Origin of the sequence: Helicobacter pullorum (genome assembly GCF_900638355.1) — a bacterium.
Lineage (GTDB): Bacteria > Campylobacterota > Campylobacteria > Campylobacterales > Helicobacteraceae > Helicobacter_D > Helicobacter_D pullorum.
This window is the reverse complement of the sequence record NZ_LR134509.1, coordinates 1,179,954-1,206,832: the sequence shown is the minus strand read 5'-3', so window position 1 is coordinate 1,206,832 and position 26,879 is coordinate 1,179,954. Positions and strand designations below refer to the sequence as shown.

Here is a 26,879-nt window from a genome sequence, read left to right as displayed (position 1 = left end):
TTTATCCTAGAATGATTTGTGAAATTTTATTAGCTAGAGTTTTTGAATCTAAGCCCAAAAGCTCTTCAACCTCTTGTGTTTTGCCATGAGGAATAAAAGCATCTTCAAATTCAAAAGAATGAATTTCTAATGACAGATGATAGTTTTGTGCAAATGCACTTAAAGATTCTCCAACTCCACCGATTTTGGCACTATCGCTAAAGACAAACCATTTTGAGTGTTTTTGTGCAAGCCTTTGGAGGGATTCTTCATCTAAAGGTTTTAAGAATCTTAAATCCACAATATTGCACAAAATGGACTGCTTTTTGAGGATTTCAGCACATTGCAATGCTCTCCCAACTCCATTACCATAACCTAGTAGCAAAATATCGCTTTTTGCTTCTTGTAAAATTTCTAGTTTTCCATAAACAAAAGGGGTTGCAGGGATAAGATTTTCTTGTAGTAAAAATGTTTTTCTAGGATAGCGAAAAGCACAAGGTCCATTGTTGAAATGATTAGCAAAAATGATAGCCTCTTTGAGTGTGGCGTTGTCTCTTGGAGCAAAGAGGGTGAAGTTTGGGATTATTTTAAGATAAGCAAGATCAAAAACACCTTGGTGAGTCTCGCCATCTTCTCCGACAATGCCCGCTCTATCAAGGGCAAATTTTACAGGAGTATTCATAATCCCTACATCATGGACAAGTTGATCAAAAGCGCGTTGCAAAAAGGTAGAATAAATTGCCACAAAGGGTTTAAAGCCTTCTTTGGCTAAAGAGCTTGCTTGTGTGGTTGCATGTTGTTCTGCAATGGCAACATCCCAAAAACGATTTGGAAAATGCTTTATAAGCAAATCAAGTCCCGTTCCACTTGGCATTGCAGCAGTAATCCCCACAATCTTTGAATCTTGTTGTGCGAGCTCTAAAAGAGTGTTTGCAAAAACTTGGGTTGGAGTTTGCTGGGCAGAATTATTTTGTGTTAAACCTTTTTGCATATCAAATGGGCTTACGCCATGCCATTGTTCCAAATGCCCTTCAGCAAGCGAGTAGCCTTTGCCCTTTAGTGTGTGTGTATGGACAACAATTGGTTTTTGCATGCTTTTGGCAAGATTAAAGGCATTGATGAGTTCTTTAAGATTGTGTCCATTGATAGGACCGATGTATTCTAATCCAAGCTCTTCAAAGAGTAATCCCGGAGTGATGAGTTTTAGGGATTCTTCAAAGCGTTTAGCAAGATAAGTAGCATTTGGCATTTTATTAAATGCACTGCTAACTTTAGATTTGATTTTTTGGATAAATTTACCAGCAATTGCTTGAGAGAGATATTTGCTAATTGCTCCTATGGGTTCTGCAATGCTCATTTCATTGTCATTTAAAATAATCACCATAGGGTATTTTCTATCCCCCAGCTCATTTAAGGCTTCATAGGCAAGTCCCGCACTCATTGCACCATCGCCTATTAAAACAACAGGGAGATTTTGGGATTGATTAAGCTTGAAAGCCTTTGCTACACCAACGCCTAGAGAAATAGAAGTAGAGCTATGCCCAGCAATAAAATAATCATATTTGCTTTCTTGTGGTTTGGTATAACCGCTAATCCCATTAGTTTGACGCAAACTCTCAAAATCGTCCCAACGCCCCGTTAAGAGTTTGTGTGCATAAGCTTGATGGCTAACATCAAAAATAAAGGGATCATTTGGAGAATCAAAAACGCAATGCATAGCAATGATGAGTTCTACTGCACCTAAACAAGAGCTTAAATGCCCACCATTTTTGGAAACTACTTCTAAGATTCTTTTGCGTAATGTTTGGGCTAATTCTTCTAAGAGAAGATAATCTTTGTCGTTTAAATTATCTTTTTTGAGAATCTCTAGGTATTTTTTATCTAGTGGCATTAAAATTTACTCTCTAAGATGGACTTTTTGATAGCTTCAAACCTCAAATAAATATCGCCATCAATGTTCCCCTCATTGCTTAAAATGACAACCCCACCTTTTGCAATGGCTTGGTCTGCTTGGAGTGTGATATTGTTTAAATCTTTTAGCGATTCTTTGAGTTCCTCTAAATCCCCGGGGAAAACTTTAAGTGTTACTTGTGTGTTTTCGCTAATATTTTGGAGCAAATTTCTTGCAAGAGAAGTCGCAATTTTGGCACTATTGTTATTTACTTCACTGATAATTACTTCTTTGGCAATATCTAGGGCAATAGCACTTAACTCTTTTTCGAGGTTAAGAATATGATTTTTTGATTCAAGGATATGTTCATCAATGCGTTTAATACTAAGTGCGTAGAGTTCTTTTTGGCTATTAATTTGTGCTTCGAGCTCTTGTTTGGCTTTTTGGTAGCCCTCATTATAACCTTGCTCTTTGGCTTCTGTTTTGGCATTTGTAACTTTTTGGTCAATTTCTTTTTCTTGTTTATCAAATTGTTCTTGTAATTTTTGCAAGGATTGTGCTAATGCATCACTTTTTTGGAGAATTTTATCCACTACTTCTGTTTCAAAAAGTTTGAGAGAGGGAGTATCAATTTGTGGTTGATTTTGGATAGTTTCTTGTTGGGGTTGCATTTCTTGAATCACTTCTTGTTCTTGGATTTCGTTGTTTTTTGGAATAGAATCTTGGATAGTTTCTTTGTGCGTAGTTTGTGCTGCTGGTTTGGGATTGACTTCCATATTTCTAAAATTATATTTTTTAATATCATGTCTTGCTTTGTGTTCTTCGGTAATAATGTTTTCGTGTTCGTTAATATTATTCAATGGTATCCTCTTGTTCTCCGATTTGTATTACCCCTTGTTCTGAAAGGGATTGGACGGTTTCAACAATTCTTCTTTGGGCAGATTCGACATCTCTGACTTTCACTGCCCCCAAAAATTGCATTTCTTCCAAAAACTGCTCACTTGCTCTTTGGGACATATTGGACATAAATTTTTGTTTTAGTTCTTCTGGAGAAGCCTTAAGTGCCAAAATCAAATCTTTTTTATCGACCACTTTTAAAATTTCTCTAATAGCGTTGTTATCTAGCTTTTCAATATCTTCAAAAGTAAACATCATTTCTTTAATAGCCGCTGCGAGTTGATCATCAATTTGCTCAATATAGGCAATGGTTGCTTTAGCTGCTTTTTGCCCTAGTCGGTTAAAGACTTCTGCTACTGCGCGGATACCTCCAACTTCAACTTTATAGCTAGTGAGCGATTCGAGTTTGTTTTCAAGGACGGTAGAAACTCTTTTGACGACATTTGGTGAAATATCTCCTAAGTTTGCCATACGAATCGCTATTTCTGCTCTTAAATCATCTGAAAAAAAGCTAAGAGTTTCTGCGGCATTCGTAGGATCCATATGTGCTAAGATTAGAGCAATGGTTTGTGGGTGTTCATGGATAATAAAATCTGAAAGCTGTTGAGGGCGAACTCGCGAAAGGTATGCAAAATTTTGAGATGATTGCATGGATTTTGCAAGTTTATCTAAAACCCTCTTTGCAGCTTCTGGACCAAGTGCGCGATAAAGAAGCTCTTTTGCGTATTCAAAGCCTCCTGTTGAAATGTATTGGTTGGATTGAAAAATAGCATAAAATTCTTCTAATATAGCCGCTGCTATGGTTTTATCTACTCCGGAGTTTTGGGCGATATATTTTGAAATTTCTGTAATGGAATCCAAATCAAGATGTGAGAAGATTTCTCCTGTAATTTCATCACCTAGCTGCACAAGCAAAATAGCAATTTTTTCTGCCATTGAAAATTCGTCATATTGCGCTTGTTGCCTAGGGCTAAGGGAAATAGATGGCATAATTATCTTCCTCCTTTTGATGGGCTACTGATATTATCAATCCCTAATTCATCATGAACAAGAGTTTGGAATAGATTAGCTAAATCAGTTGGTTTCTCTTGTGCTAATTCTTTGATTTTTTCTAAAAGAACGCTATATTTTACTTCATCTTCGTTATTGTTGCTAAATCCAAGCTGGTCTTCAATGCGTCGCTTAACTTCATTGAGTTTATCGGTATTTTCTTCTTCTTCATCTTCAATTTTTAGTAGAGATTCAATTTCTTCTTCCTCATCAGCTTTTGCTTCAAGCATTCTTTCACTAAAGGGAACGATGACTTTTTTATAGAATAAAAATAAGATAATCCCCACTACTACATATTTTAAGAGTGGCATAAAAGGGGTAAGCAATTCTTGAGAGGTTTCTAAGAATCTCTCAAGTGGAGTTCTTGCTTTGAAGCCAGAAATTTGTCCATTGAGCTGAAAATTACTTACAGAAACTTCATCGCCTCTTTGTTGATTATAACCAATAGCCTGTCTAACAAGAGCTGTAATTTGCTCCATTTCTTGCTGATTGAGTGCGATATATTCTAGTTGTTCTACTCCATTATTATCAAGCTGTTTTTGGTATTTCCCATCGACTACAACTGCAGCAGATAAGCGTCTAATAGTTGCAAATTCTCCTTTGATATTAGAAATTGTTTTACTTACCTCATAATTAGTGGTTGTTTGGGATTTTTCATATTTTTCTTTAGCATCTTCATTTTCTAGCCCTTGCACCGGTCCGATATTGCTAACTACGCCCGGAACGCCACCTATTTCTTTGGGCTTAGCACCTTCTCTGCTTTCTTCGAGATTTTGTTCGCTACGCACTACATTATTAGGGTCATAATATTCTTGTGTGCTTTCTTTTTGTGCAAAATCAAATTCCGCTGTAACTTTGGCTACAACCCCTTCTTTGCCACCTGTAATTGGAGCTAAGATATTGATAATTTTTTCTTCTAAAGATTGTTCAAAATTGCTTTTATATCTTAATTGAGCTGCTGCTAATTCTCTAGCACCACCAAGCTCATCTAATTCGCTTAAAGGCTCACCTTTTTCATTGACAACTTCAACATTTTCTATTGTAAGATTAGGTATAGCAGAAGAAACAATATTTTTAATCCCTGAAATTTGCTTGGGAGTAAGTGTTTGTGCTGGTTTAAAAGCAAGGACAACAGAGGCAGTGGGTGGAGTTTGTTCGCTAACAAATACACTTTTTTCGGGCTGTGCAATATGCACGGTAGCTTTTTGAATGGGAGATAAACTCTCAATAGTCCTTGCAAGCTCCCCTTCAATTGCTCTTAAATATTTAATGCGTTGGTCAAAATCTGTTGCACCAAAATCTTGCGTATCAAAAATTTCAAAGCCCACCTTGCTGCTTTTTGGGATTCCATTGCTAGCAAGTTTCATGCGCTCTTCATAAACTAATTCTTGTGGAATGAGAATAGTATTGTCTTTGGGGATTTTATAGGGGATTTTATCTTGCTGAAGCTGCTGGATAATAAGCGCTCCATCTTCTGGGCTGACACCTTCAAACAAAACTGCATACCCCGGATATAATACACCTGCTTTATTATTGATAGAATTCCATACAATCAAAGCAGAAATGAAACCAACAATTGCTACAATAGTCGCCAAAATAACAATTTTTTGTTTTTTGTTAAGGCGTTTATAAAGATTTCTTATTTGTTCAAATAAAGCTTTTAAATCCAATGTTTAATACCTATTTTTGTTCTAAAAATTCATTTAAAAGTGTAAAGAATTTTTCGTTTTGATTTTTTGTTCCTATGGTGATGCGGATAGCATTTAATCCATAAGAAGCAAGATTGCGTATAATCATACCTTTTTTGAGAAGGTAATCTGCAATTTCACTTGAGTTTAATGGTGCTTCAAAAAGATAAGTGATGAAATTTGCATAAGAAGGAATGTAATTAATCCCTTTTTCTTTTGCAAAAGATTCATAATAAGCCATTTGTTCTAGGTTATTTTGGGTTGTTTTTTGGATATGTTCTTGATCCTTTAGTGCTTCAATGGCTGCAGCTAAAGAAGGTGTGGTGATATTAAAAGGTGGTCGTAATTTGGAGAGTGCTTGAATGATATTTGGTTTTGCAATCCCATAGCCAATACGCATTCCGCCTAGTCCATAGGCTTTTGAGAATGTGCCAAGATAAATTGTGTTGGGGAAAGTGTTGATTAATTCTTTTGGGCAAATAGCCTTTTTAGAATCTTTTGCTTTGGCATATTCTTGATAAGCGCCATCGATGATTACAAGAGTATCATTATTTATTTCTTTTAAAAACTTAAAAACTTCGGCTTTATCTAGGCAATCCCCCAAAGGATTATTAGGAATACAAAGAAAAATCACAGAAGGCTTATGTGTTTTATATATTTCCAAAAACTCATCTAAATTGTGAGATTGACTTTGTGTTTTAAGGATAGTTGCTCCTGTGGTTTTAGAATAAATTTCATACATTGCAAAAGTGATTTTTGCCATTAAGACTTTGCTGTTAGAATGTGCTTTTGCATGGATACAAAATTCTATAATCTGATCACTTCCAGAACCGATAATAATTTCTTGTTGGCTGACATTAAAATGCTGACTTAATCCTTCTTTGAGTGCAAACATCGAATCATCTGGATATAAATGTGCATTTCTAGCGTTGTTTGTGATTGCTTCTATGGCTTTTTTGCTAGCTCCTAGAGGATTTTCATTAGAGGCTAGTTTTACAATATCTTGTGGGGCAATGCCAAACTCCCTTACAACAAGCTCTATTGGCTTGCCTGCTTCATAGGTTTGAATTGTATCCAAAATAGAATTAAAAGTCATTTTGAAATATCCTAAATAAAAATTGTGGAAAATATTTTGCTATTGTAGCAAATTTTTCTACTACATTTTATAAAATCATACGCATCATATCAATAAATTGTTCTGTGTTATTGCGATAAATGAGATATTGAATCTGGGATTTCTTGGCTTCTTGTATAAGCGAATTATCGAGATTTTTAGGGATAATTGCACAAAAATAAGTTTTCTCTTTTGTGTTAAAAATTTTTTGATAGCTTTGGATAAAATCCAAAATACACACATCATCAATTTCCCATTCCATTACAATTACATCATAATGTGTGTTTTTGGGTGAATCAAGAATTTCTTTAGGGTGATTAGAGGTAGTAATATTTAAATCATTGTCAAAGTTTTTTAGATATTCTTTGTAGCGTTTGCTATCATCAACAGATTTTTGGATAAGCAAAATATTTTTTTTAGAAAAAGTTTCAAGATATTTTAATAAATCAAAAAGTGATTTAGTTTCTTGGCGAATTTTGGTTCTATCAAGGCTTTTTAGGAAGTATTTTAAAAAAGTCTTAGAACTATAAGTGCCAGTGATTCCAGCTTCTATGAAGAATCTTCTTACACTTAGGCTTTGTTTGGCTCTCTGCCACAATAAACAATCTAGCTCATACGCTTTTGAATTCAAAATTTTTATAAAATCATTTTTGAGTTCTTTAGAAAAAGGAAGATAGCTTTTTAAAAAAGGCTCATAAAATTGCTCTTCAAATTGCTCTCCAGCTTTGGTTATTTTTGCTAATTTTTCTTTTTGGGAAGAAAGATAGTGGAGTAAATCAACATAGCGTTTGCGGAAGCTTTTTAGGCTAGTTTGGGTTTGAAGATAATCAGGGGAATTTAAATCTCTGCGATTGGCAAATCTTTCTTCCATTTCTTTGAGTGTTTTCCCCATAGAGGCTTGTTGGATTGAAGCACTTTTGATAATTGAATGTGTAGTTTGGATTAATTCTTGGTTTTTGGTGTATTGGATTTGCTTAGATAAGAAGATTTTTTCATAAGAGTATTGAGGTGGATAGGAGGCTTTTTTGCTAAAGGATTCAAAGGCGTTATCTAGGGAAGCTAACTCGGATTTGAGATTGCTTAGGGCTAAGTTTGGTATCGTGCTATCAAGTTCAAAAAGATCATTATAAGCGGTAAATAAGAAACGCTTGATACGCAAAAAATCAAGCTCTTTATTAGATTGGATTGCCTTTTGGTAACGCTTAATGAGGTTTTCTACACCTCCAAAATAATCATAAATACAATCTTTGATACTTTTAGTTTGTTGGATTGTAAAATTCTCATTAGCAAAGATTGATTTTGGTTTCACAAAAAGCACTTCTTTGGTATTTGAGAGTTCAAATTCTACTTCTATATTAGGTGCAAGCTCATCTAATCTCCCTTGCCATACTTTCAAATCAAATTCATAGTGGCGTTTGTTGTGTGCTTGTTCTATCTTGCCTTGACGAGTTTTGGCGTTAAAAGCGATTAAAAAACCTGTCATTGAATCCTCAAAATCAAAATAAACATTTCATTGATTATAGCAAAACTTTGGAATAATGGGATAAAATTCATTTTATTTTATGGAAGTTCTAGCCATTTTTGATAAAGTGAGAGTTGGTGGCTAATATCAAATTTTTGTGCTTGATGGAGTAGGTTTTCTTTTGAAAAATAGTTTGGATTAGCAAGTGCCCATTCAATCGCTTCTGCCATAATTTGGGAATTATTGAGTGGAGTTGTGATTCCACATTTTCCGATTTTGAAATTCTCTAAGCTTTGATGGCATTCTAAAATCATATCAGGAGCACAATCTGTTGTGATAATGGGGATTCTTAAGCTTAGGGATTCTACTAAAACATTGGGGAATCCCTCATGGTTGGAAGCAAAAAGAAAGAAGTTAGCACAGCTTAATGGAGCATAAGGATTGGTAGTTGCCCCTAAAAGTGTGATTGTATCCTCTAAATTGGCATCTTTGATTTGTGCGTTTAGGGTGTTTTCTAGCTCGCCTTGACCGATGATAAATAAATGGATATTTGGGGTATTTAATTGTTTGAAAGATTCAATGAGTAGATGATGGTTTTTGCCTTTATCTAATCTTCCTATGCTAATAAAAATTATTTTTCCCTCGCGTTTTTTTTCAAGAATTTTTTGTTTTAGTGGAGTGTTTTCTTGGCTTAATGTGTGAATTTTTGTCAAACAAAAAAGGTTTGGGAGCAGGGTGAGTTTTTGGGGAGGGATTTTGAAGTTATCGATTAAATCTTGTAGGTTTTGAGGGGAGTTGGCTGAAATTTTGTAGGCTTTTTTGTAAAGTGTTTGGATTAAAAAGCGATTGATTTTAGATTGTAAGTTTTCATAACCATATTGTTTGCTAGGATAGGAGCGTTCAGAGATGAATATTTTGGGCTTTTTGGCTAAAAAGGAAGCGAGGATATTAATATAATTAGGTCTAGTCATTAGCGAAAAAGAATGCGTGGCATTATGGATAATTTTGGAGTATTGATAGGCTAAAATAGGGAGTTTTAAAAGCTTTTTTAAACCGCTTTCTTTTAAATTATTTTTTCCAAGAACAATTTTTTGGACATTGTTTGGGATTTCATAGTGGCAAATATCCTCTAATAAAACCAAAGTAATTTTGTATTTTTTGCTAAGGGATTCTAAAAGCAAAGAAGTGATTCTTTCTGCCCCACCGGGTCCTAGAGAATAAATCAAAATCACTAAAGACATTTTTTTAGCACCTCTAAAGTATCTTTTACCATTTTTTCAACAGAAAAATTATTGAGGATATGCAATCTTGCATTTTTTTTGGCGATTTGTAATTTATCTTTTTCTAAATTCAAAACAGATTCCAAACCTGCACAAAAACTTTGCAAATCTTTTGGGGGGAAAATATAAGAATAATTTTGCCCAAAATTTGCAATCACTTTGCTCTCGCCCGCATCGCTTACAAGAGGTATGCACTCACACGCCATCGCTTCAGCAATTGAGTTTGAAAAACTTTCTGTATAAGAAGTAGAAATAATGCAATCAAAAAGGGAATAAAATTGCTCCACTTCTTTTTGAATGCCTAGAAACAAGAATCTTTTTTGGTATTCCCCTAAAATATTTTTGCATTCTTGTAGAATTTCTGGATTAATTTTGCCAATAGCGATAAAAATAACCTTTGGATGTTTGGGGAGAATCTCTCTAGCTCCTTTTGCCAAAAGTGGATAATCTTTGACTTTGTCCATTCTTGCAGAGATTCCAAAAACAAAAGAATCTTGCAGGATATCAAGAGTTTTTTTTAGGTGGCTAGAATCTTGAGGGGTAAAGTATTGTGTATCAATTCCATTGTAAATAACTTTTGCTTTTTGCATACAATAGCCCATATTTTGATAAAAATCAATTGCGTGATTAGAATTACAAATAATTGCTGCAGCTTTGGGGCTAAAGAGTTTTTGGGCGTAAAAATAAAGTTTAGAAAAAAGAGATAAATTTTTTATTTCAATATTGCTTGACCTAAATCCCCAAATTACAGGAATTTTCAAAGAAGCACTTGCAAAAAGACTAAAAAGATTAGAATCAGGCATAAAAGCATAGATACAAGAGGGATTAAAACTTTTGATGATTTGATGATAACGCCACAAAAAAAGAAAATCTCCCTTGCCTTTTTTATGGAGGCAAATATGTGGAATCCCAGCAATCTCATTTTCTAATTGTCCGCCTTGATAAAAGGTGCAAAGCAACAATTCCACTTCTTGTATTTGTGCCAAACCTTTTGCAAGTAAAACCCATTGTCTTTCAGCACCCCCAATAAAAAGAGAGCGGATAACCAAAAGTATTTTAATTTTTTTCATTTTTCAACTCTTTGTCGGACATTGAGTTTGGGGATAAAGGATTTTGGCAAAAAGAGGTAAAATAAGGCTCCTAGAGCTTTGAAATTTGGATAAATCAAAAAACTTTGAAAGATTTTTTTAAGTGCATGTTTATTATCTCCGCCTTGTTTGTAAAGTAGGGCGGCAGTTACACATAAATTAGCAAGGTGTTTGGGGCAAGATTCTTTGCGTTCTTTATAAAAAAGTAAAATATCTTGTTCGTAGTTTTTTACCATTTCAAGGGGTTGGTATTTCATATTTTGGGTAAGGGATTCGGCGTGGATTCGATAGAATTTCAAAGGGCGATGTAGATAAAAACAGGGGCTTTGTTTGTGCATTCTAAGCCACAAAAGCCCCATATTTCCGCGTTTTAGATTCTCGTTGAAGCGACGCGTGCCTAGTAATCTTCTCTCAAAAAGCGTAATAAACTCCCCTTGTAATTTGCCACACAAAACTTCTTGAAAAGAAATTTCACGCGTTTCATTGATGCCTTTGCCAGAAAGAAAGCCATCATCACTTCTTGTGCAGTTTGCCATGATGATTCCATAATGTTTGTTAAATTGTAAATAAATTTCTACCATTTGTGAAATTGCCTCTTTAAACAGCAAATCATCATCATCTAAAAGCAAAACCAAATCCCCACTTGCATAATCTAAGCCATTATTGCGATTTCCTGCTGAGCCTTTGGAATGTGTGTTTTGAACAACCTTGATACAGGGGTGATCTTTGGCATATTCACAGGCAAAAGCAAAAGTATTATCGCTAGAGCCATCATCGCTGATGATAATTTCTAAATTAGGATAATCTTGCTCCAAAATACTCTCAATCGCTTCTGTAAAAAAATATTCCCTATTAAATGTTGTGAGTATTACGCTCACCTTTGGGAGAGTAGTATCCGCATTTTCCATCAATCTTACCTTTTTAGAGCTTTAGTGTAAATCATCGTATTTTATCTCTTTTGGGATTCCTTTTGTGATTTGGTAAATTATATCGCATTTTTGAATAGTACTTAAGCGATGAGCGATAATTAGTAGGGTTTTATTAGAGGAAATTTGATAAATTTCGTCCATAATTTTTTGTTCGGTTTTGTTATCTAATGCACTTGTGGCTTCATCTAGCACAAGAATTTCAGGCTTACCATACAATGCTCTAGCAATTGCAATTCTTTGTTTTTGTCCTCCGCTTAGAGAGATTCCACTATCTCCAACTTGAGTATAAATTCCTTCTTTGGTTTCTAAAAATTCATAAATATTAGCAAGTTTCAAACATTCAATGATTCTTTTTTCGTCGAAATCTCTACCAAATACAACATTATCAGCGACATTACCATCAAAAAGATAAACATTTTGTGGAATATATCCAATCTTTTGACGCCAACTTTTGAGATTCTTATCACTAAGCTTGGTAGTATCAATATAAATTTCCCCGCTACAAGGTTCTAAAAGGCTAATAATAATATCTACTAAGGTGCTTTTTCCACTCCCAGATTCTCCGACAAAAGCGACTTTAGCGCCTTTTTTGATAGTCAAATTGACATTTTCTAACACTTTCTTATCTTTTGTATAACCAAAGCAAATATTGTGGAGTGTGATTTTATTTTCAAAGTTAATTTTATCTTCCCCGAGATTTTTGGTTTGCATTTGAATATCTTTGTAAATAATCTCCAAAGAGCGAAAATTAAAAAGGATTTTATTATAAGAATCTAAGATTCTATTGATAGAGGGCAAAAGGCGATAAAGTGCCAAAACATACATAGAAAGCAAAGGTAGATAAGCATTCATATTTTTGCCATCAGTAATAAAAAGATAAAGCACAACTGCAATCATCATACAAAAGCCAATAGCCTCTAATAAAAGTCTCGGAATATGGAAGAAAGTTTGGTTTTTGATATTAGCAAGAGAGTATCCCCAAGAGCTTTGTGTGAAATTATTTAAAATAGATTCATCATTGCTTTGGAGTTTGATGATTTTATAATTTCCAAAACTATTTGCAATGCTTTGAAAAAAGCTTTTTTGATAAAATTCTTTTTGCTTTCCTTGTTTTTTGATTTTTTGAGAGACGATTTTGCTCATCAAAAAGCCAAAAATTCCAAGCATTAAAGTCAATCCCAAAGTGATTTTGAAATTTACAAACAAAAGCGTTCCATAGATTAAAAGCACCACAAAAACCTCTGAAGTCATAAATAAAATTGCAGCAAGCAAGATTGTGAAATTATGGGCTTCTGTGGTGATGGTTTTGGTTAGATAGCTGGTATTTTTGGTAATAAAATCTTGATAGTTCATACCCAAATAATTTACAAATAACCTCCCTACAATCAAATGGTATCGCCCAAAGGTAAAACGAGCCAAAAAATGTTGATAGATGAGGTTAATAATACTTCTAAAAAGATAAAAAAACAAAAGAGCAATCCCAAAAAATACAACAAAATCATAAGGGCTAGAGAAATTAAAAAGATGATAGAAGTAAGCATAATAGGGTTTGGATTCTATGAGTGAAAAATCGCTTGCTACAGAGATAAAAGGGGCAATAGCAGAGATTCCAACTAATTCAATAAGGGAAACGATTAAAGAGAAAAAAAGCAAAAAATAAATGTAAATTCTATCTTTGTGTAAAAGAATCGCTTTTAATTGTTTTAACATAAGAACCTTTGAAATTTTTAATGATTTTGTAATCTATAATTATAAAACAAACTTTGTATGAAGTTTTTTAATTTTTGGTAAAGTTTTAAATTTTTAGAGTTTATTTATTGCAAACAAAGTAAAATTGCGTTTGATTTATTTTAGAATAAGGAAGATTCTATGAAAACTTTAGCAGTTATTGGACTTGGTTATGTGGGATTGCCATTAGCCGTAGAGTTTGGCAAAAAATACAATGTAATTGGTTTTGATATTTTCAAACAAAGAATCGATGAGCTTAAAAAAGGCTATGATAGAACTTTGGAAGTAGAAAAAGATGAATTGCAAAGTGCAAAAAATCTAAATTTTACAACTAATTTGGAAGATTTAAGGGCAGCACAAATTTATATCGTAACTGTGCCAACACCTATTGATCAATACAATAAGCCAGATTTAACTCCACTCCTAAAAGCTTCTAGCAGTGTAGGTAAGGTATTAAAAAAGGGAGATATTGTAATTTATGAAAGCACAGTTTATCCGGGTTGCACAGAAGAAGATTGTGTGCCGATTTTGGAGCGTGAGAGCAGATTGAAGTTTAATGTCGATTTCTTTTGTGGATATTCTCCAGAGCGGATTAATCCGGGCGATAAACAGCATAGATTGCCAAGTATCAAAAAGGTTACAAGTGGTTCTACTCCGCAAATTGCTGATGAGGTTAATGCACTTTATGCAAGTATTATCACAGCAGGCACACACAAGGCATCAAGTATCAAAGTAGCAGAAGCAGCAAAGGTAATTGAAAATTCACAAAGAGATATTAACATCGCTTTTGTAAATGAGCTTGCTTTGATTTTTGATAAAATGGGAATTGATACATTAGATGTATTAGAAGCAGCAGGGACGAAGTGGAATTTCTTGCCATTCCGCCCGGGGCTTGTAGGGGGGCATTGTATTAGTGTAGATCCTTATTATCTCACACACAAGGCAGAATCTCTAGGCTATCATTCTCAAGTGATTCTAGCAGGGCGACATATCAATGATAATATGGGTGTTGTAGTGGCAAATAAAGTCATTAAGCTAATGATCAAAAACGCACATCAAATTGTGGGAAGTAAAGTAGCAATTTTGGGAATCACTTTTAAGGAAAATTGTCCTGATATTCGTAATTCTCGCGTTGTGGATATTGTCAAAGAATTAAAAGATTTTGATTGTTGTGTAGAGATTTTTGATCCTTGGGCAGATAAAGAGGAAGTGAAGCATGAATATGGGTTGGAGTTACAAGATTCTAAAGATTTCAAACTTCAAGAATATGCAGCGGTGATTGTAGCAGTGGCACATGAGGAATTTAAAGGGCTTGATTTTAGCCATAAGGGCAAAACAATCGTGTATGATTTAAAGGGCATTTTACCAAAAGAGCAGGTAAGCGGGAGATTGTAATCTAAAAAGCAATTTTGAAATTTTTATCAAACCTTTGGCAAGAAACTCTTACTTTTTTAAGTAAGAGATGAATTGCCTATTGTCATTTTGGCAGTTAAGTTTTTGCATAATTTTCTTACTCAAATAATTATTTTAGTTTTGCAAAATAGCAATCTAATCAAACTTAAAACTTATTTGGGTTAGGAATGAGCCTTTATAAACAAAAGTCCTTTGTTTGCTTAGATTTAGTTGGGAATCTCTTAAGTGGGTGATTTACAAAATAATTTAATTTTACAAAATAATTTGTTTTGCAAGAGCAAGTTTGTGTTATAAATTTAAGCCTTTTTGGGCGGAGATTCTAGGTATCTTTGATACTCTATGATTTACAAGATACAATAGCCATTTTTTTAAGCCAAAGATTGCTAAAATTCCATAAAAATTTTTTAGGAATATTCTATGAGTGCTTTTGAGACAATCATCGGACTAGAAGTGCATGTCCAGCTAAATACCAAAACCAAAATCTTTTGTTCGTGCGCCACGAGCTTTGGGGCAGAGCCTAATACCAATGTTTGCCCCACCTGCCTAGGATTGCCCGGTGCGTTGCCGGTGCTAAATCGCGAAGTGGTCAAAAAGGCGATTGCCTTTGGCACTGCAATTAATGCACAAATCAACCAAAACTCTATTTTTGCGCGTAAAAACTACTTTTATCCAGATTTACCCAAAGCCTATCAAATAAGCCAGTTTGAGATTCCAATAGTGGGGCGGGGTAATATCGAAATCGAAGTGAGTGGCGAGAAAAAGACTATCGGCGTTACACGCGCACATATGGAGGAGGACGCGGGTAAAAATATCCATGAGAGCGAGTATTCTAAGGTGGATTTGAATCGTGCCTGCACGCCATTGCTAGAGATTGTCAGTGAGCCGGATATGCGAAGTAGTGATGAGGCGATTGCCTATCTTAAGAAGCTGCATTCTATCGTGCGGTTTTTAGACATAAGTGATGCAAATATGCAAGAGGGGAGCTTCCGCTGCGATGCCAATGTCTCAATCCGCCCCAAAGGAGATTCTAAGCTCTATACTCGCGTGGAGATTAAGAATCTAAACTCGTTTAAATTTATCCAAAAAGCCATTGAATACGAGGTGGAGCGACAAATCGAGGCATGGGAAGATGGCAAATATGAAACAGAAGTCGTGCAAGAAACGCGGCTATTTGATACCACTAAGGGCGTAACGCGATCTATGAGAGGCAAGGAAGAGGCAGCGGATTATCGGTATTTCCCCGATCCGGATTTGCTCCCTGTGTATATCGATGAATCTCTTATGAATGAGGGGAGGCAAATCCCGGAAATGCCCGATGAGAAGCGTGAGCGATATGTGCGGGAGTTTGGGATAAAGCCTAGTGATGCGAGTGTGCTAACTAGTGAGCTAGAAATGGCACGATATTTTGAATCTATGCTTGAATCTGGTGCGAGTGCGAAGGGTGCGGTTACTTGGCTTACCACCGAGCTTTTGGGGCGATTAAAGGGGGAGAATACGCTGCAGACTTGCGGAGTGGATTCTATCACATTAGCGACTTTAGTCAAGCGTATCGATGAGGGCAAAATCAGTGGCAAAAGCGCCAAAGAAATCCTAGATGTGCTAGTGGAGCAAAAGGGTGGCGATGTGGATAGCCTCATAGATTCTATGGGATTAGCCCAAGTCAATGATGATGGAGCGATTTTAAGCGTGATAGAATCTGTGCTAAGTGCCAATGCCGATAAAGTGGCAGAGTATAAAAGTGGCAAAGATAAGCTCTTTGGATTCTTTGTCGGACAAGTGATGAAAGGTAGCAAGGGCGCAAATCCTGCACGCGTGAATGAATTGCTCAAAGAAAAATTGCAATAGCAAAATTTGGTTGATAATAGAATCTAAATTATTTTTATAATTTTAGCAGTTTGATTGAAGAAAAGAGCAAAAAGCTTTGATAAGCTTTTTGTCGTGAGCTAACAAGATTTATGTATCTAAATACTTGATATTTATTCCTAATTTTGAAATTTTCACAAGATTATTTGGTGGTTTTGGATTGTTTTTTAATTTCTTTTGATTAGTGAAAAATCTTTATTATGATTAGCTTGTTTGTTGATTTCTTTGGTACATAGGCTTTGTATAGTATCTTTTAGGCTGTATTGCTCTCCTATTTCAGTAATATCAAATTTCTTGACACATTCGCCAAGCCAAGTAAATTTTAGTGAGTTTGTTAATTATTCTCGGATTTATTATTTAATATAATTTAAAATATTTAGGGATTATTATATCTATGTCAAAAACTATTCTATTTAAGTCAATTTTAGTGGTTTTTAAAATATTTTTACATAGATAGAATAATTATTGATATACATATAATATTTTTACTATAATTTTGGGTATTAAATTTAATAGTCTTTTTAAAACTATTCTATTTATGTCAATTTTTGAATGAAAATCGGCTAAGTATTCTATTTAAGTCAATAAATTTTGTAAGGAACATCAAATGCTATTGAATGTTATCATTGAAAAAGATCAAGATGGGTATTTTGCACGCATTTTAGAGCTTGAAGGTTGTGTTTCACAAGGCAATACTTATGAAGAAGCTTTGTTTAATATAAAAGAAGCAGGAGAACTTTATTTAGAAAGTCTTAAAAGTGAAGAAAAAAGAACCATTGAAAACAAAATAACTTCAATTGTTCCTGTGGTTTTACCCAATGCCTGAATTTCCAAGAATGACTGCAAAAGAAGCAGAAAGGTTTTTATTACAAAATGGTTTTGTGATTGATAGGCAAAAAGGTAGCCATAGAATCTATAAAAAAGGGCTTTATAGAATGGTTATTCCTCATCATAGTGGAGAGATTTTGCACCCTAAAATCATAAAACAACTTTTTGAAGTTATTGAAATGAGCAAAGGATAAAAATGTCTAGATGAAACGCTATTGATACAATTACGCTGGGAATTTTTAGCGATGAAAATGTTTCTGTGATTTGAGAAGATACCATCAAACTAGAAAAAGGCTCTGTGGCTGTTTTAAGTGGCAATAGTGAGGTAGGCAAATCTTTTTTAGCTTTAGAGGGTATGCCATTTTGTCCTTTCACAACAAATTTGATAAATTCTATTGAAAAATAACTAATACTCAAATAAAACAAAATATTAATCAATAAAAGAATTCAAATCGTTTTTATTTGCCTAAATGACAAAATTAAATATTTTATTTTATGGTTATGGCTAGAATATTTTATAAAATATTTATAATTTATCCCTATATAATATAATAATGTTTAGCGATTAAATATTTTATTCTTTGAAAACTATTGCATTTTATGAAGTTTAATTCCCAAAGAATTTTAGAAAAACCTTGCTTTTATATTGTTAATATGTTACAATCCTAGTTAGCTTTGAGTTTAGTTTCTAAGCTTTAAGCGAAAATATCTATTATACAAAACTCTAAACTTTTGGCAAAAAGCTTCAAAATCTTGCTTTTTGTGTGCGAATTTTTGTATAATCAGATTGCAATTTCGAAATTCAATCTTAAGGAGATTAAAATGAAATTTTTAAAATTAAGTCTTGCAGCTAGCGTTGCTCTAGGTGCATTATCTACAGCGAGCTTTGCTCAACCACTTGAAGAAGCTATCAAAGGAATCGATGTTAGTGGATATTTGAGATACCGCTACAATGATGACAGATATGATAATGGAAATGGGGATGTGAGTGGAAGTTCTGCAAATCATCAATGGAGAGCAGTAGCTGATTTCAAAACACCAGTGGTAAATAATATCGCATTAAATTTTGGTGTATGGTATGATAACCAAAACAATGTAAATCATGGTAAAGGGGTAAATGGTCAAGGTGAAGCTCAAGGAAGCGGTACAGCTGCTATTCCATTTGCTGGGGCAGGTCTTGGTTCTGGTTCTGATGGTGAGTTTGGTGTAAGAGAATTCTATGCAACTATCACTCCAGATAGCACAGCAACTACAATCAAAATCGGTAAGCAATTGCTTGATACTCCTGTAACTAACGCTTATGATGGTGATAGAGGGACAGGTATCTTAGCACTCAATAGCGATATTCCAAACCTCACTTTAGCAGCAGCTGCATTTGATTCTTGGTCAATCAATGAGATGAATGTTGTTGGTAAACCTGGAATTAGAAATACACTTCAAAATCAAAATACTCTCAGTGTTGATAAACCACTTTATGCTTTAGCAGGTATCTATGGTGTGGATACCAACTATGGTAGATTTGGCGGACAACTTTGGGGATTCTATATCGATGATGCAGTCGATGCGTTGGTATTTGGTGAGCTTTCTTGGCAAGGTAGCTTACTTAGAGCAAAACTCCAATACACTTATGCAGCATTGAATAATGATATGGATTCTGTTTTTGGAGCATTATACAGTGATACAGTAGGTTCATCAACTAAAGCAAATATTTCAGAATCTAATGATATGGGTGTAATCGAAGTGGGTGCAGATTTCCGCAATGATTTCCAACTTCCATTAAACATTACTTTGGGATATATGATGAACTTCGCAGATGGTACAGCAGTTTCTCTTGAAGATGAAGGAAGCAATGTATCAAGAAAAGGTAAAATCTGGTGGCAAAACGCTGGGACAGGTATCTCTACTTCAGCACTTAGAAGTTATGGTGTCCAAGGATTTGGAACAGAGCAAGAGGTTAGTGTATTCTATGCAGGTGTAGATTATAGCTTCCTTGATGAGAGATTAAATGTAGGTCTTGAATTTGCTTGGGGTGAAAATGATATAAGCAGAAATGGTGCAAGAGTTGAAAAAGTTGAATTTACTGAAATTACTCCAACAATCAGCTGGAAACACAGCAAACAACTTACTCTATCTACATTCTATGCGTTCTTGAACAATAGCTATGATACAGCTAATACTCCTGATCAAGATAGAAACAGATTTAGGGTTGAAGCAAAATATAGCTTCTAATCCTTTAGAAATAAAGCCTCTTTGGCTTTATTTCCCCTCTTTACTTTCAAACTTCTATAACCTCTCATTTATTAATCTAAATTCATTGATGCAAGTTAATGTGTATAAAGACTTTAGTGATTTTTAGCTATAATTTACACCATTAAAGCTTTGATATTAGCTTTTAGATATTTGTTTGTATTTATTCTTGATTATTATTGTATTGATACAAGGATTTTATCGCATTAGGAATCACTTTGTCTCATTTACATTTTTAGTAAAAGAGTGTATGAAATAAAGATTAAGGAGTTAGAATGATAGGAATACTTTGTGCTGCATTTGCATTAATTGCTTTCTTTGGTGCTTCTATTATGATTTTAAAAATGATTGAAAAGGCTTAAACCATAAACAAAAAGAGGGAAATATCATTTGGATATTTCTAAAAGTCTTTTGGGCTTTTTAGAATTTTGCGTTTAGATAGGCAAAAGATAGCACAACAAAGGAATAGAAGCAAAAGAAAAAAGAATCCCAAAAGCTATGGAGCTCACAGCGAGATTTGAATCTAATTTGGCTTTCATAATCATTGCACCTGCTAAAGTCATTGTTGGCATAGAAGATTCTAAAATAGCTGCAATTACGCGAGGTGTGAAGGCTATATCAAGCAAGCTTAAAATCACAACAAAAATCAAAGGGGCAAGTAAGGTTTTGGATAAAACTACGATAATGGTTCCCTTATAAGAAGCTTTGATAGCACTAAACCCTAATCCCAAACCAATAGAGAAAAGAGCCACTGCAGTTGCGGAATTCCCAAAAATAATAATAGGTTGGAAAATAAAATCAGGCAATACAAATAGTTTGCATACAAAGCCCAAAATAAGTGCAATAAAAGGCGGGAAAAGTAGAATCCTTTTGAGATTGCTTAAAAAGTTGGTAGGTTGATTGCTGGCTAAAGAGAGTATGAAAGGACCAATGATTGAAATAGGAATGGCTGTTGCTAGTGCATCATAAAAAATCGCCTCGCTAATGAAACTTTCGCCATAGATTCCAGAAAGTATGGGAATGCCAATAAAAAGTGTGTTTCCAAATCCTGCAAGCAAAAACATACTCACTAATGTTGCTTTGGAGAATTGAAGGAATCTCCCAAGTATTACCGCAAAACCTGCTGATAACATACAAGAGAAAAAGCCTATTAGGATTAATGTAACAAGGGTAAAATCAAAATTGAGATGATAGGTTTTGTCAAAAATCAAACAAGGCAGAGCAAAGAGAATTGCAAAATCCAAGAACATTTTGGATTGTTTTTGTTTGAGGACTCCTATTTTCTTTGCCATATATCCGCCAAGAAGCAAGATAAAAATAGTAAAGAGTGGATTGAAAATAAACATAAATAAGCCTTGTTAGAAAATCAATGTGGAATTATAATCCTAAAAATTTAAAGGAATTTAAAAAATGGAGTAATTACAAAAAGGGAGGGGTGAGGGAATCCCTCTCTAGAATTATTTAATCACAACGCTTAGGATTCTGCCCCCTCGATTGATTAGCATTCTTTTGGGTTGCCCTTTGTAGCGATTAATAGCTTGATTGAAAGATTGTATATCCAAAATTGTAAAACTTTCAATTTGGACAATAATATCTCCCTCGCTAAATCCTATTTCCTCTGCTTTGCTATTTGGTTTTACTTGTGTGATGAATACTCCTTGAATGTTGTTTGGAATACCAAAGCGATTTTTGATATCAGGTGTGAGGGTGGAGACTTCAAGCCCATCTATTCCCCCTGCTTTTTCTCCATTAGTGTTTGAATCTGGGATTTTTGTGAGGGATAGGGTTAGAGTTTGTTCTTTTTTGTCGCGTAAGATAGTGAGAGTTACTTTATCTTTTGGGCTAAATGTGCCAATGTAGTTTTTGAGTTCGGCTGCGGATTTGATAGCTTTGCCATTGACTTTTGTAATCAAATCCCACACCTTTAATCCTCCCTTTTGTGCTGGGGAATCTTTTTCGATAGAAATAACAACCGCTCCATTTTGGTTTTTATAAACTTCTTTTAAATCACCGCTAATATCTTGAATGCTAACGCCAAGATAACCTCGCTCAATCTCTCCATTTTCAATGAGGGCTTTTGAGATTTTTTTCACCATTGAAGAGGGGATTGCAAATCCAATACCATGATTCCCGCCTGTGCGAGAAAGAATTGCAGTATTAATCCCTATCAAGCCTCCGCGACTATCTACCAATGCTCCGCCACTATTTCCGGGATTGATTGAAGCGTCAGTTTGTATGAAATTTTCATAATCATTTATCCCAATTCCACTTTTATTAAGTGCAGAGATAATCCCTTGTGTAACGCTCTCGCCAACTCCAAAAGGATTCCCAATAGCAAAGACAACATCGCCTACTTGCAAATCATCGCTTGAGGCAAATTTCAAAAAGGGGAGATTTTTTGCTTTGATTTTAATGATAGCCAAATCGCTTTTTTCGTCTCTTCCGATAATTTTTGCTTCGTATTCTTTATTGGTATCTGGCAAAGCTACGATGATTTTATCTGCGCCTTCAACAACATGATTATTTGTGACAATATAACCATCACTTGAGATGATAACTCCACTTCCTAAACTGCGTTCAATCCTATCTTTTGGGATAATTGCCCCAAAAGCATCTCCAAAGAATTGTTTAAAAAATGGATCATTTAAAAGTGGATGCCCTTGAATATTTGCAGCTTTTATTTTCTTTTGGGTAGAGATATTGACTACGCCCTTTTTAGCTTCTTTAATCGAATCATAAAAAGAATAAATTTTGTTTTGTGAAATATCAGGCGTTTCTCTTGCGGTAATGTTTGGAAGTTCGCTTACTTCAAATGCAAATACATTACTAACAAGCAATGTGCCTAAAAGCAAGGTTTTAATTTTCATATTTTCTCCTTTTTTGGATAAATCTAAAATAATGTGAAAATTATTTCAAAAAAATGTAAATCAATCGATAATGGCAATAAAATATTGTATTTTAGTTGCTTGTTTTGAAGTTTTATTTGATAGGAAAGCTCATAGAATCTTTATTGAATTATTGTTATTTTGAGAGGTAAAAGCAATCAAAAAACCTTGAAAATTATCGTAACAATATCACAATCTTTTTTATTTTATTTATTATAGAATCAATTCTCATTTTTATTATTAAAGGATATAATAATGAATCAATGGAAAGTATGGTGGATACTGCCTTTTTTTGTCGGTGTATCCTATGGGGCTGAAAAATATTATTTGCAACAATCGGTAGTGAGTGCAAGTGGAATTGAGCATGATTTGAATTTCGCACCCGGTAGCGTTTCTGTCATCACACAAGAGGATTTGTCTAGCCGTTCTATCAAGGATTTGGGAGAGGCTTTAATGGGTGTTCCCGGAGTAGATGTTACAATGGGAATGTCTGGGGCTTATACTTTTAGTATTCGTGGATTTGGGGAGGGGCAAACTCTCGTGCTAGTTGATGGCAAACGCATTAATGAAATCAATGGATTTGGTTATGCAAATGAAGGAGAGAATAACGGATATATACCCCCGATTTCTATGATTGAACGCATTGAGGTAATAAGAGGTGGGGCAAGCACGCTTTATGGAAGTGATGCGATTGGGGGAGTGGTGAATATCATTACTAAAAAGATTCCTAGCCAATTTGGAGGTTCTTTTACCCTAGAAACCAAACAACAACAACATTATAATTTGTATGGTAGTCTCCGTCAAGTAAGTGGGTTTGTGGCGATTCCATTGGTGGAAAATAAACTTTCTTTGGCATTGCGTGGGCGATACACACAAAAAGATCCTTATGGGCTAAAATATCCAGAACCGCGGAATCCTAATATGCCAAGCTCGATTTATGCACATGGGAGTGGAGGGGATTATAGCCTTGGAAATATTGGTGCAAGAATCGCTTACAAGCTAGATGAGCAAAATAGTTTTTATATTGATGGGGAGCATTATAGGCAAAACACAAGGATTCAGCACACGCCAGAAAATCACACAAGAGGCGATAAAAAGATGGAGCGTAATAGTATAGTGCTAAATCATGATGGAAGCTATAATTTTGGAAATTTAAATACATATTTTCAAATGCAAAATACTCATCATAAAAATGCTTCAAGTGCCAATAAAGCTAATCTTTATGTAGTGGAATCTAAAGCAATCACCCCTATTAATTTCAATGCTTTTGGGAGTATTGTGCTAACAAGTGGGGTGCAATACCAATATGATAATTACATTTCAGGGCTTGAAAAATATGAGCAAAATACCATAGCACCTTATCTTGATGCGGAATATTTTATCACAGATAATTTAAGCTTGACTTTGGGGGCTAGGTATTCTTATAGTGATTTGTTTGATGGTATCTTCATTCCGCGTGCCTATCTTGTGTATCAGCCATTAGATTGGATTACCCTAAAGGGCGGGGTGTCTAAAGGATACAGAGCACCACAGGCAAAGTTGCTTGGTAGTGGAATCTATTCTAGCAGTGCAGATTCTGATTATTATGGGAATCCCGATGCAAGCCCAGAGGAAAGCATCAATTATGAAATTGGGGTTAATTTTGATATGAAATACGCTAATTTTAGCATTACAGGCTTTTTAATCGATTATAAAAACGAATTGTATAGCGATAAATATAATAGCGGAGAGATTTTACCCAATGGGGAAGTTTGTAGTGCGGGGACTTCTTGCTTTATTTATACCAATCGTGGCAAAAATCAAGCTAGAGGAATAGAAATTGGTGCAAATAGTGCTAGTTTTAATGGGTTTAGTATAGAGGCAACTTACACCTATCTTGAAAAGTTTTATAAAGGGACTTATCGAGATGGGACAAGGGAGCTTAATCCTTTTGGTGGGGAACGCATAGAGGATATTCCAAGGCATATTGCAATGCTAAAATTAAATTACAAAAAAGGAAAATTTAGCTCTTATTTAAGAGGAAATGGGAGATTTGATACACTCTCAAATATTAGCTATATGGGTAAATACAAAGATTTTTATACTTTTGATTTGGGGCTTAGCTATAAAATGACAAAGTTTTCAAGCATTAGTTTTGCAGTGAATAATCTTTTTGATCAAAACTACTTTAAGCCCTTTGGATACCCAAGTGGTAGGCGGACAATGTATGATAATGAATACCAAACCTTTAATGAAAGGAGGAATTTTTGGATTAGCTATAAAATGGATTTTTAAACAAAAAACTAAACAAAAGGAAAGAAAATGAAAAAAATAATTTTGATGGCAATTTTGAGTGTTAGTGTTGCATTTAGTGATGTGGTAATTGGGATTGGCGGAGGTTACAAAAAAGCTATGGATAGCATTGTTGAATCTTACAACAAGACAAACCCTAAGCATAAAGTTATACGGCGTTATGGGAATATGAAATTTCTTACAACGCAGATTCAAGGCAAAGAGATTGATGCGTTGTTTGGTTTGGAGCAGATGATTAAGCGGGTGGGTATGGAATCTAATGAGAAAGTTACCATTGGCTATAATAAAATTGTTTTAGTGGGTGCTAGGGGCGTGGAGTTGGATTCTTTTGAGGATTTGAAAAAGGCAAAAAGTATCGTGATTCTAAGCCCACAAAAAGGTATGTTTGGAAAGGGAAGCGAGGCATTTTTGAAAAACTTGGAGTTTTATGAGGAGATTAAGCCAAAGATTGTTGTTAGCGAGGATATGCATTTGATTCTTGAGGATTTGATTGGCAAAAAGGTGCAAGTGGCGATTTTAAATACCAAGTATTATTATGACAATCAAAGCAAACTTGGCAATATGCTAGAAATCCCAAGTGCTTTTTATCAGCCCCCTAAGGTGCAAATGGCAATTTTGAGAGAAAGCGAAGGATTAAGGGAGTTTATAGAGTATCTTAAAAGCGAAGAAGCTAGGAAGGTTTTGAGGATTTATGGGATTAGTGCGGAGTAGAATTGGCTTGAAGTGATTGGAATTATTTGGGGTTTTTGGAGAGGAAGGCAGAATCTTGTAGCATTTTTAATTCCTCTTTGGTGAATCCTGCTTGGATTCTTGCTTGAGTATTTAAAGAGGAGTTAGCTTTGGGGAAAGAAAAATGGTATTTTTTGAGGATTTCTAAGTAAGTTTTGGCACGATTTGTGTGGGGGATATTTTGTTTATCACACAAATAATGGAACCAAAAATTTCCTTTGGAAACATGGGAAATTTCTTCTTGTAAAATCACAGATAAAACCTCTAAAAGCTCCATTTTGATAGTATGATTGCTAGCTTGGACTTTGGCACACAAAAAGGGATTGACATCTAAGCCCACTGCTTCCATTCCTCTTGGTATGAGTGCGATTCTATCAAGCAAAACATTGCAAGTTTTCATTGAATCAAAAAGCAAAGTATGCACACCAAAATCGCCATATTTGAAGCCTATAAGGTTTAAAAGAGATTCTAAAGATAGAAAATGATTGACTTCTTGAAATGCAACTTCAACCCAATTTTGATAATATTCTAAGGGTAGATTCCTGAAGCGGTAAGCACAATCTAGGGCTAAATCGATAGCAGAAAATTCAATATGTGCAATAGAATGCAAAAGGTGGGCTGCGTTTAAATCGTTTTTGAGGTATTTGCCTTGAGGGACTTTGTGGGGTGGGACAATAGGGCAGAAATTGGCAAAAGTTGGTAGAGGAAGAGGAAGAATCTCGGTATCTTGCTGGATTGAAAAAGCATTAAAATTTTGCCATATTTCTTTTGTGAGGGTGCATTTTTCTTGAGAGGTTTTGGCATTTAGTGCTTGGTAGAGTGCGTGAAATAATTCTATGGAATCCCCTTTATAAAAAAGTTGCTTTAAGCCCTATTATCATCATTTTAACTCCCATTGCCATAATAAAAACAAGGGCGATTCTTGATAAAACATGTAAAACAAGTTTGCCCAATACTCTTTCTATAGTGGCTGCAAAATGAAATAAAATAAGCATAAAAATAAAAGCCGCAATGACTGCACAAATCGCTAGAATCTCTCCATTTTCTTCTGAAATTACAATCACTGTTGAGAGAGTTCCCGGACCTACTAGCATAGGGAATGCCATAGGAACAATGCTTTGGCTTAAAAGTTCGCTTTTGTCTGTGGTTTCATAATGGGTGGCAGCTTTGTGCGAAGCAAAAAGAAGATTTTTTAAACTAACTAAGATTAAAAGCAATCCTCCAGCAATGCGTAAATCGTTTAAATCAACATTAAAAAGATACCGCATAATAAAAGGACCAATAAGCAAAAATATAATCACAATCACAAAGGAAGTATAAAGGATATTGCGAAAAAGGCTCTGACGCAGGGAAGTCTCTAGCTCTTCTGTCATTGCAATAAATTGCGGGAGATTGCCAAAGGGATTTAAAACGGCTAAAATTGCAATGGCTGCAAGTAAAATGCTATAAAGTTGCGATTGAAGCTCTCCAAACATAAAGTTATTCCCAAATAAAAATTTTTGTGGATTTTAACACA

At 34.8% G+C, this 26,879-nt stretch carries 21 protein-coding genes; 7 read left to right on the top strand and 14 right to left on the bottom strand.

Annotation, left to right across the window (positions count from 1 at the left end; translation table 11 throughout):
* Position 1: 1 nt before the first annotated feature.
* The 10 genes from dxs to EL247_RS05885 all read right to left on the bottom strand — a co-directional run bounded on the left by dxs (position 2) and on the right by EL247_RS05885 (position 13,088).
* Entirely contained in the window at positions 2-1,870 is a 1,869-nt protein-coding gene (gene dxs, locus EL247_RS05930; protein WP_104745386.1) for a 1-deoxy-D-xylulose-5-phosphate synthase, read from the bottom strand.
* Entirely contained in the window at positions 1,870-2,730 is an 861-nt protein-coding gene (gene fliH, locus EL247_RS05925) for a flagellar assembly protein FliH (RefSeq protein WP_005020672.1), read from the bottom strand. Before fliH ends, dxs begins: the two co-directional genes overlap by 1 nt.
* Positions 2,723-3,757, bottom strand: a complete 1,035-nt coding sequence (gene fliG, locus EL247_RS05920; protein ID WP_005020674.1) for a flagellar motor switch protein FliG — start codon at positions 3,755-3,757, stop codon at positions 2,723-2,725. Before fliG ends, fliH begins: the two co-directional genes overlap by 8 nt.
* 2 nt (positions 3,758-3,759) lie before the next feature.
* Positions 3,760-5,487, bottom strand: coding sequence for a flagellar basal-body MS-ring/collar protein FliF (gene fliF / locus EL247_RS05915; protein WP_005020675.1), 1,728 nt, complete (start codon positions 5,485-5,487; stop codon positions 3,760-3,762).
* A gap of 10 nt (positions 5,488-5,497) precedes the next feature.
* Positions 5,498-6,601, bottom strand: a complete 1,104-nt coding sequence (hisC, locus tag EL247_RS05910) for a histidinol-phosphate transaminase (protein ID WP_054194757.1) — start codon at positions 6,599-6,601, stop codon at positions 5,498-5,500.
* Between the two features lie 67 nt (positions 6,602-6,668).
* Positions 6,669-8,102 (bottom strand): hypothetical protein, encoded by a 1,434-nt coding sequence (locus EL247_RS05905; protein ID WP_054194758.1) that lies wholly within the window; start codon positions 8,100-8,102, stop codon positions 6,669-6,671.
* Between the two features lie 77 nt (positions 8,103-8,179).
* Positions 8,180-9,322 carry a glycosyltransferase gene (locus EL247_RS05900; RefSeq protein WP_104745385.1) on the bottom strand — a complete coding sequence of 381 codons (1,143 nt, stop codon included), beginning with the start codon at positions 9,320-9,322 and terminating at the stop codon, positions 8,180-8,182.
* Positions 9,313-10,431, bottom strand: a complete 1,119-nt coding sequence (locus EL247_RS05895) for a glycosyltransferase (protein WP_104745384.1) — start codon at positions 10,429-10,431, stop codon at positions 9,313-9,315. The genes EL247_RS05900 and EL247_RS05895 overlap by 10 nt, the downstream gene beginning before the upstream one ends.
* Positions 10,428-11,357, bottom strand: a complete 930-nt coding sequence (locus EL247_RS05890; protein WP_054194761.1) for a glycosyltransferase family 2 protein — start codon at positions 11,355-11,357, stop codon at positions 10,428-10,430. Before EL247_RS05890 ends, EL247_RS05895 begins: the two co-directional genes overlap by 4 nt.
* A 21-nt stretch (positions 11,358-11,378) precedes the next feature.
* Positions 11,379-13,088, bottom strand: coding sequence for an ABC transporter ATP-binding protein/permease (locus EL247_RS05885; protein WP_104745383.1), 1,710 nt, complete (start codon positions 13,086-13,088; stop codon positions 11,379-11,381).
* 159 nt (positions 13,089-13,247) lie between these two features.
* Here EL247_RS05885 and tviB point away from each other — a divergent pair, with 159 nt between their 5' ends.
* The 5 genes from tviB to EL247_RS05860 all read left to right on the top strand — a co-directional run bounded on the left by tviB (position 13,248) and on the right by EL247_RS05860 (position 19,439).
* Positions 13,248-14,501: a Vi polysaccharide biosynthesis UDP-N-acetylglucosamine C-6 dehydrogenase TviB gene (gene tviB / locus EL247_RS05880; RefSeq protein WP_104745382.1), complete on the top strand. Its 1,254-nt coding sequence runs from the start codon at positions 13,248-13,250 to the stop codon at positions 14,499-14,501.
* A 435-nt stretch (positions 14,502-14,936) separates the two neighbouring features.
* A complete protein-coding gene (gene gatB / locus EL247_RS05875; RefSeq protein ID WP_104745381.1) occupies positions 14,937-16,364 on the top strand; it encodes an Asp-tRNA(Asn)/Glu-tRNA(Gln) amidotransferase subunit GatB in 1,428 nt (475 codons plus the stop codon).
* Between the two features lie 625 nt (positions 16,365-16,989).
* Positions 16,990-17,208, top strand: coding sequence for a type II toxin-antitoxin system HicB family antitoxin (locus tag EL247_RS05870; protein ID WP_054194763.1), 219 nt, complete (start codon positions 16,990-16,992; stop codon positions 17,206-17,208).
* Positions 17,201-17,404, top strand: a complete 204-nt coding sequence (locus EL247_RS05865; RefSeq protein WP_054194764.1) for a type II toxin-antitoxin system HicA family toxin — start codon at positions 17,201-17,203, stop codon at positions 17,402-17,404. The genes EL247_RS05870 and EL247_RS05865 overlap by 8 nt, the downstream gene beginning before the upstream one ends.
* A gap of 628 nt (positions 17,405-18,032) precedes the next feature.
* Complete coding sequence (locus EL247_RS05860; RefSeq protein WP_126442106.1) at positions 18,033-19,439, top strand: major outer membrane protein; 1,407 nt, start codon at positions 18,033-18,035, stop codon at positions 19,437-19,439.
* A 452-nt stretch (positions 19,440-19,891) separates the two neighbouring features.
* Here EL247_RS05860 and EL247_RS05855 read toward each other — a convergent pair whose 3' ends face one another.
* Together EL247_RS05855 and EL247_RS05850 are read right to left on the bottom strand one after the other, a co-directional pair.
* Positions 19,892-20,803: an AEC family transporter gene (locus EL247_RS05855; RefSeq protein ID WP_104745379.1), complete on the bottom strand. Its 912-nt coding sequence runs from the start codon at positions 20,801-20,803 to the stop codon at positions 19,892-19,894.
* A gap of 111 nt (positions 20,804-20,914) precedes the next feature.
* Positions 20,915-22,324: a DegQ family serine endoprotease gene (locus EL247_RS05850; RefSeq protein ID WP_126442105.1), complete on the bottom strand. Its 1,410-nt coding sequence runs from the start codon at positions 22,322-22,324 to the stop codon at positions 20,915-20,917.
* A gap of 273 nt (positions 22,325-22,597) precedes the next feature.
* On the opposite strand from EL247_RS05850, the gene EL247_RS05845 reads away from it, so the two are divergent.
* Positions 22,598-24,616, top strand: coding sequence for a TonB-dependent receptor domain-containing protein (locus EL247_RS05845; protein WP_126442104.1), 2,019 nt, complete (start codon positions 22,598-22,600; stop codon positions 24,614-24,616).
* A gap of 27 nt (positions 24,617-24,643) precedes the next feature.
* Entirely contained in the window at positions 24,644-25,345 is a 702-nt protein-coding gene (gene modA / locus EL247_RS05840) for a molybdate ABC transporter substrate-binding protein (protein ID WP_065827120.1), read from the top strand.
* Positions 25,346-25,367: 22 nt separating this feature from the next.
* On the opposite strand, the gene EL247_RS05835 is transcribed toward modA, so the two are convergent.
* On the bottom strand, positions 25,368-26,126 hold the full coding sequence (locus EL247_RS05835; protein WP_232019789.1) for a ferritin-like domain-containing protein: 759 nt from the start codon (positions 26,124-26,126) through the stop codon (positions 25,368-25,370).
* An 85-nt stretch (positions 26,127-26,211) separates the two neighbouring features.
* Entirely contained in the window at positions 26,212-26,838 is a 627-nt protein-coding gene (locus EL247_RS05830; RefSeq protein WP_005020705.1) for a MarC family protein, read from the bottom strand.
* Between the last annotated feature and the right edge of the window lie 41 nt (positions 26,839-26,879).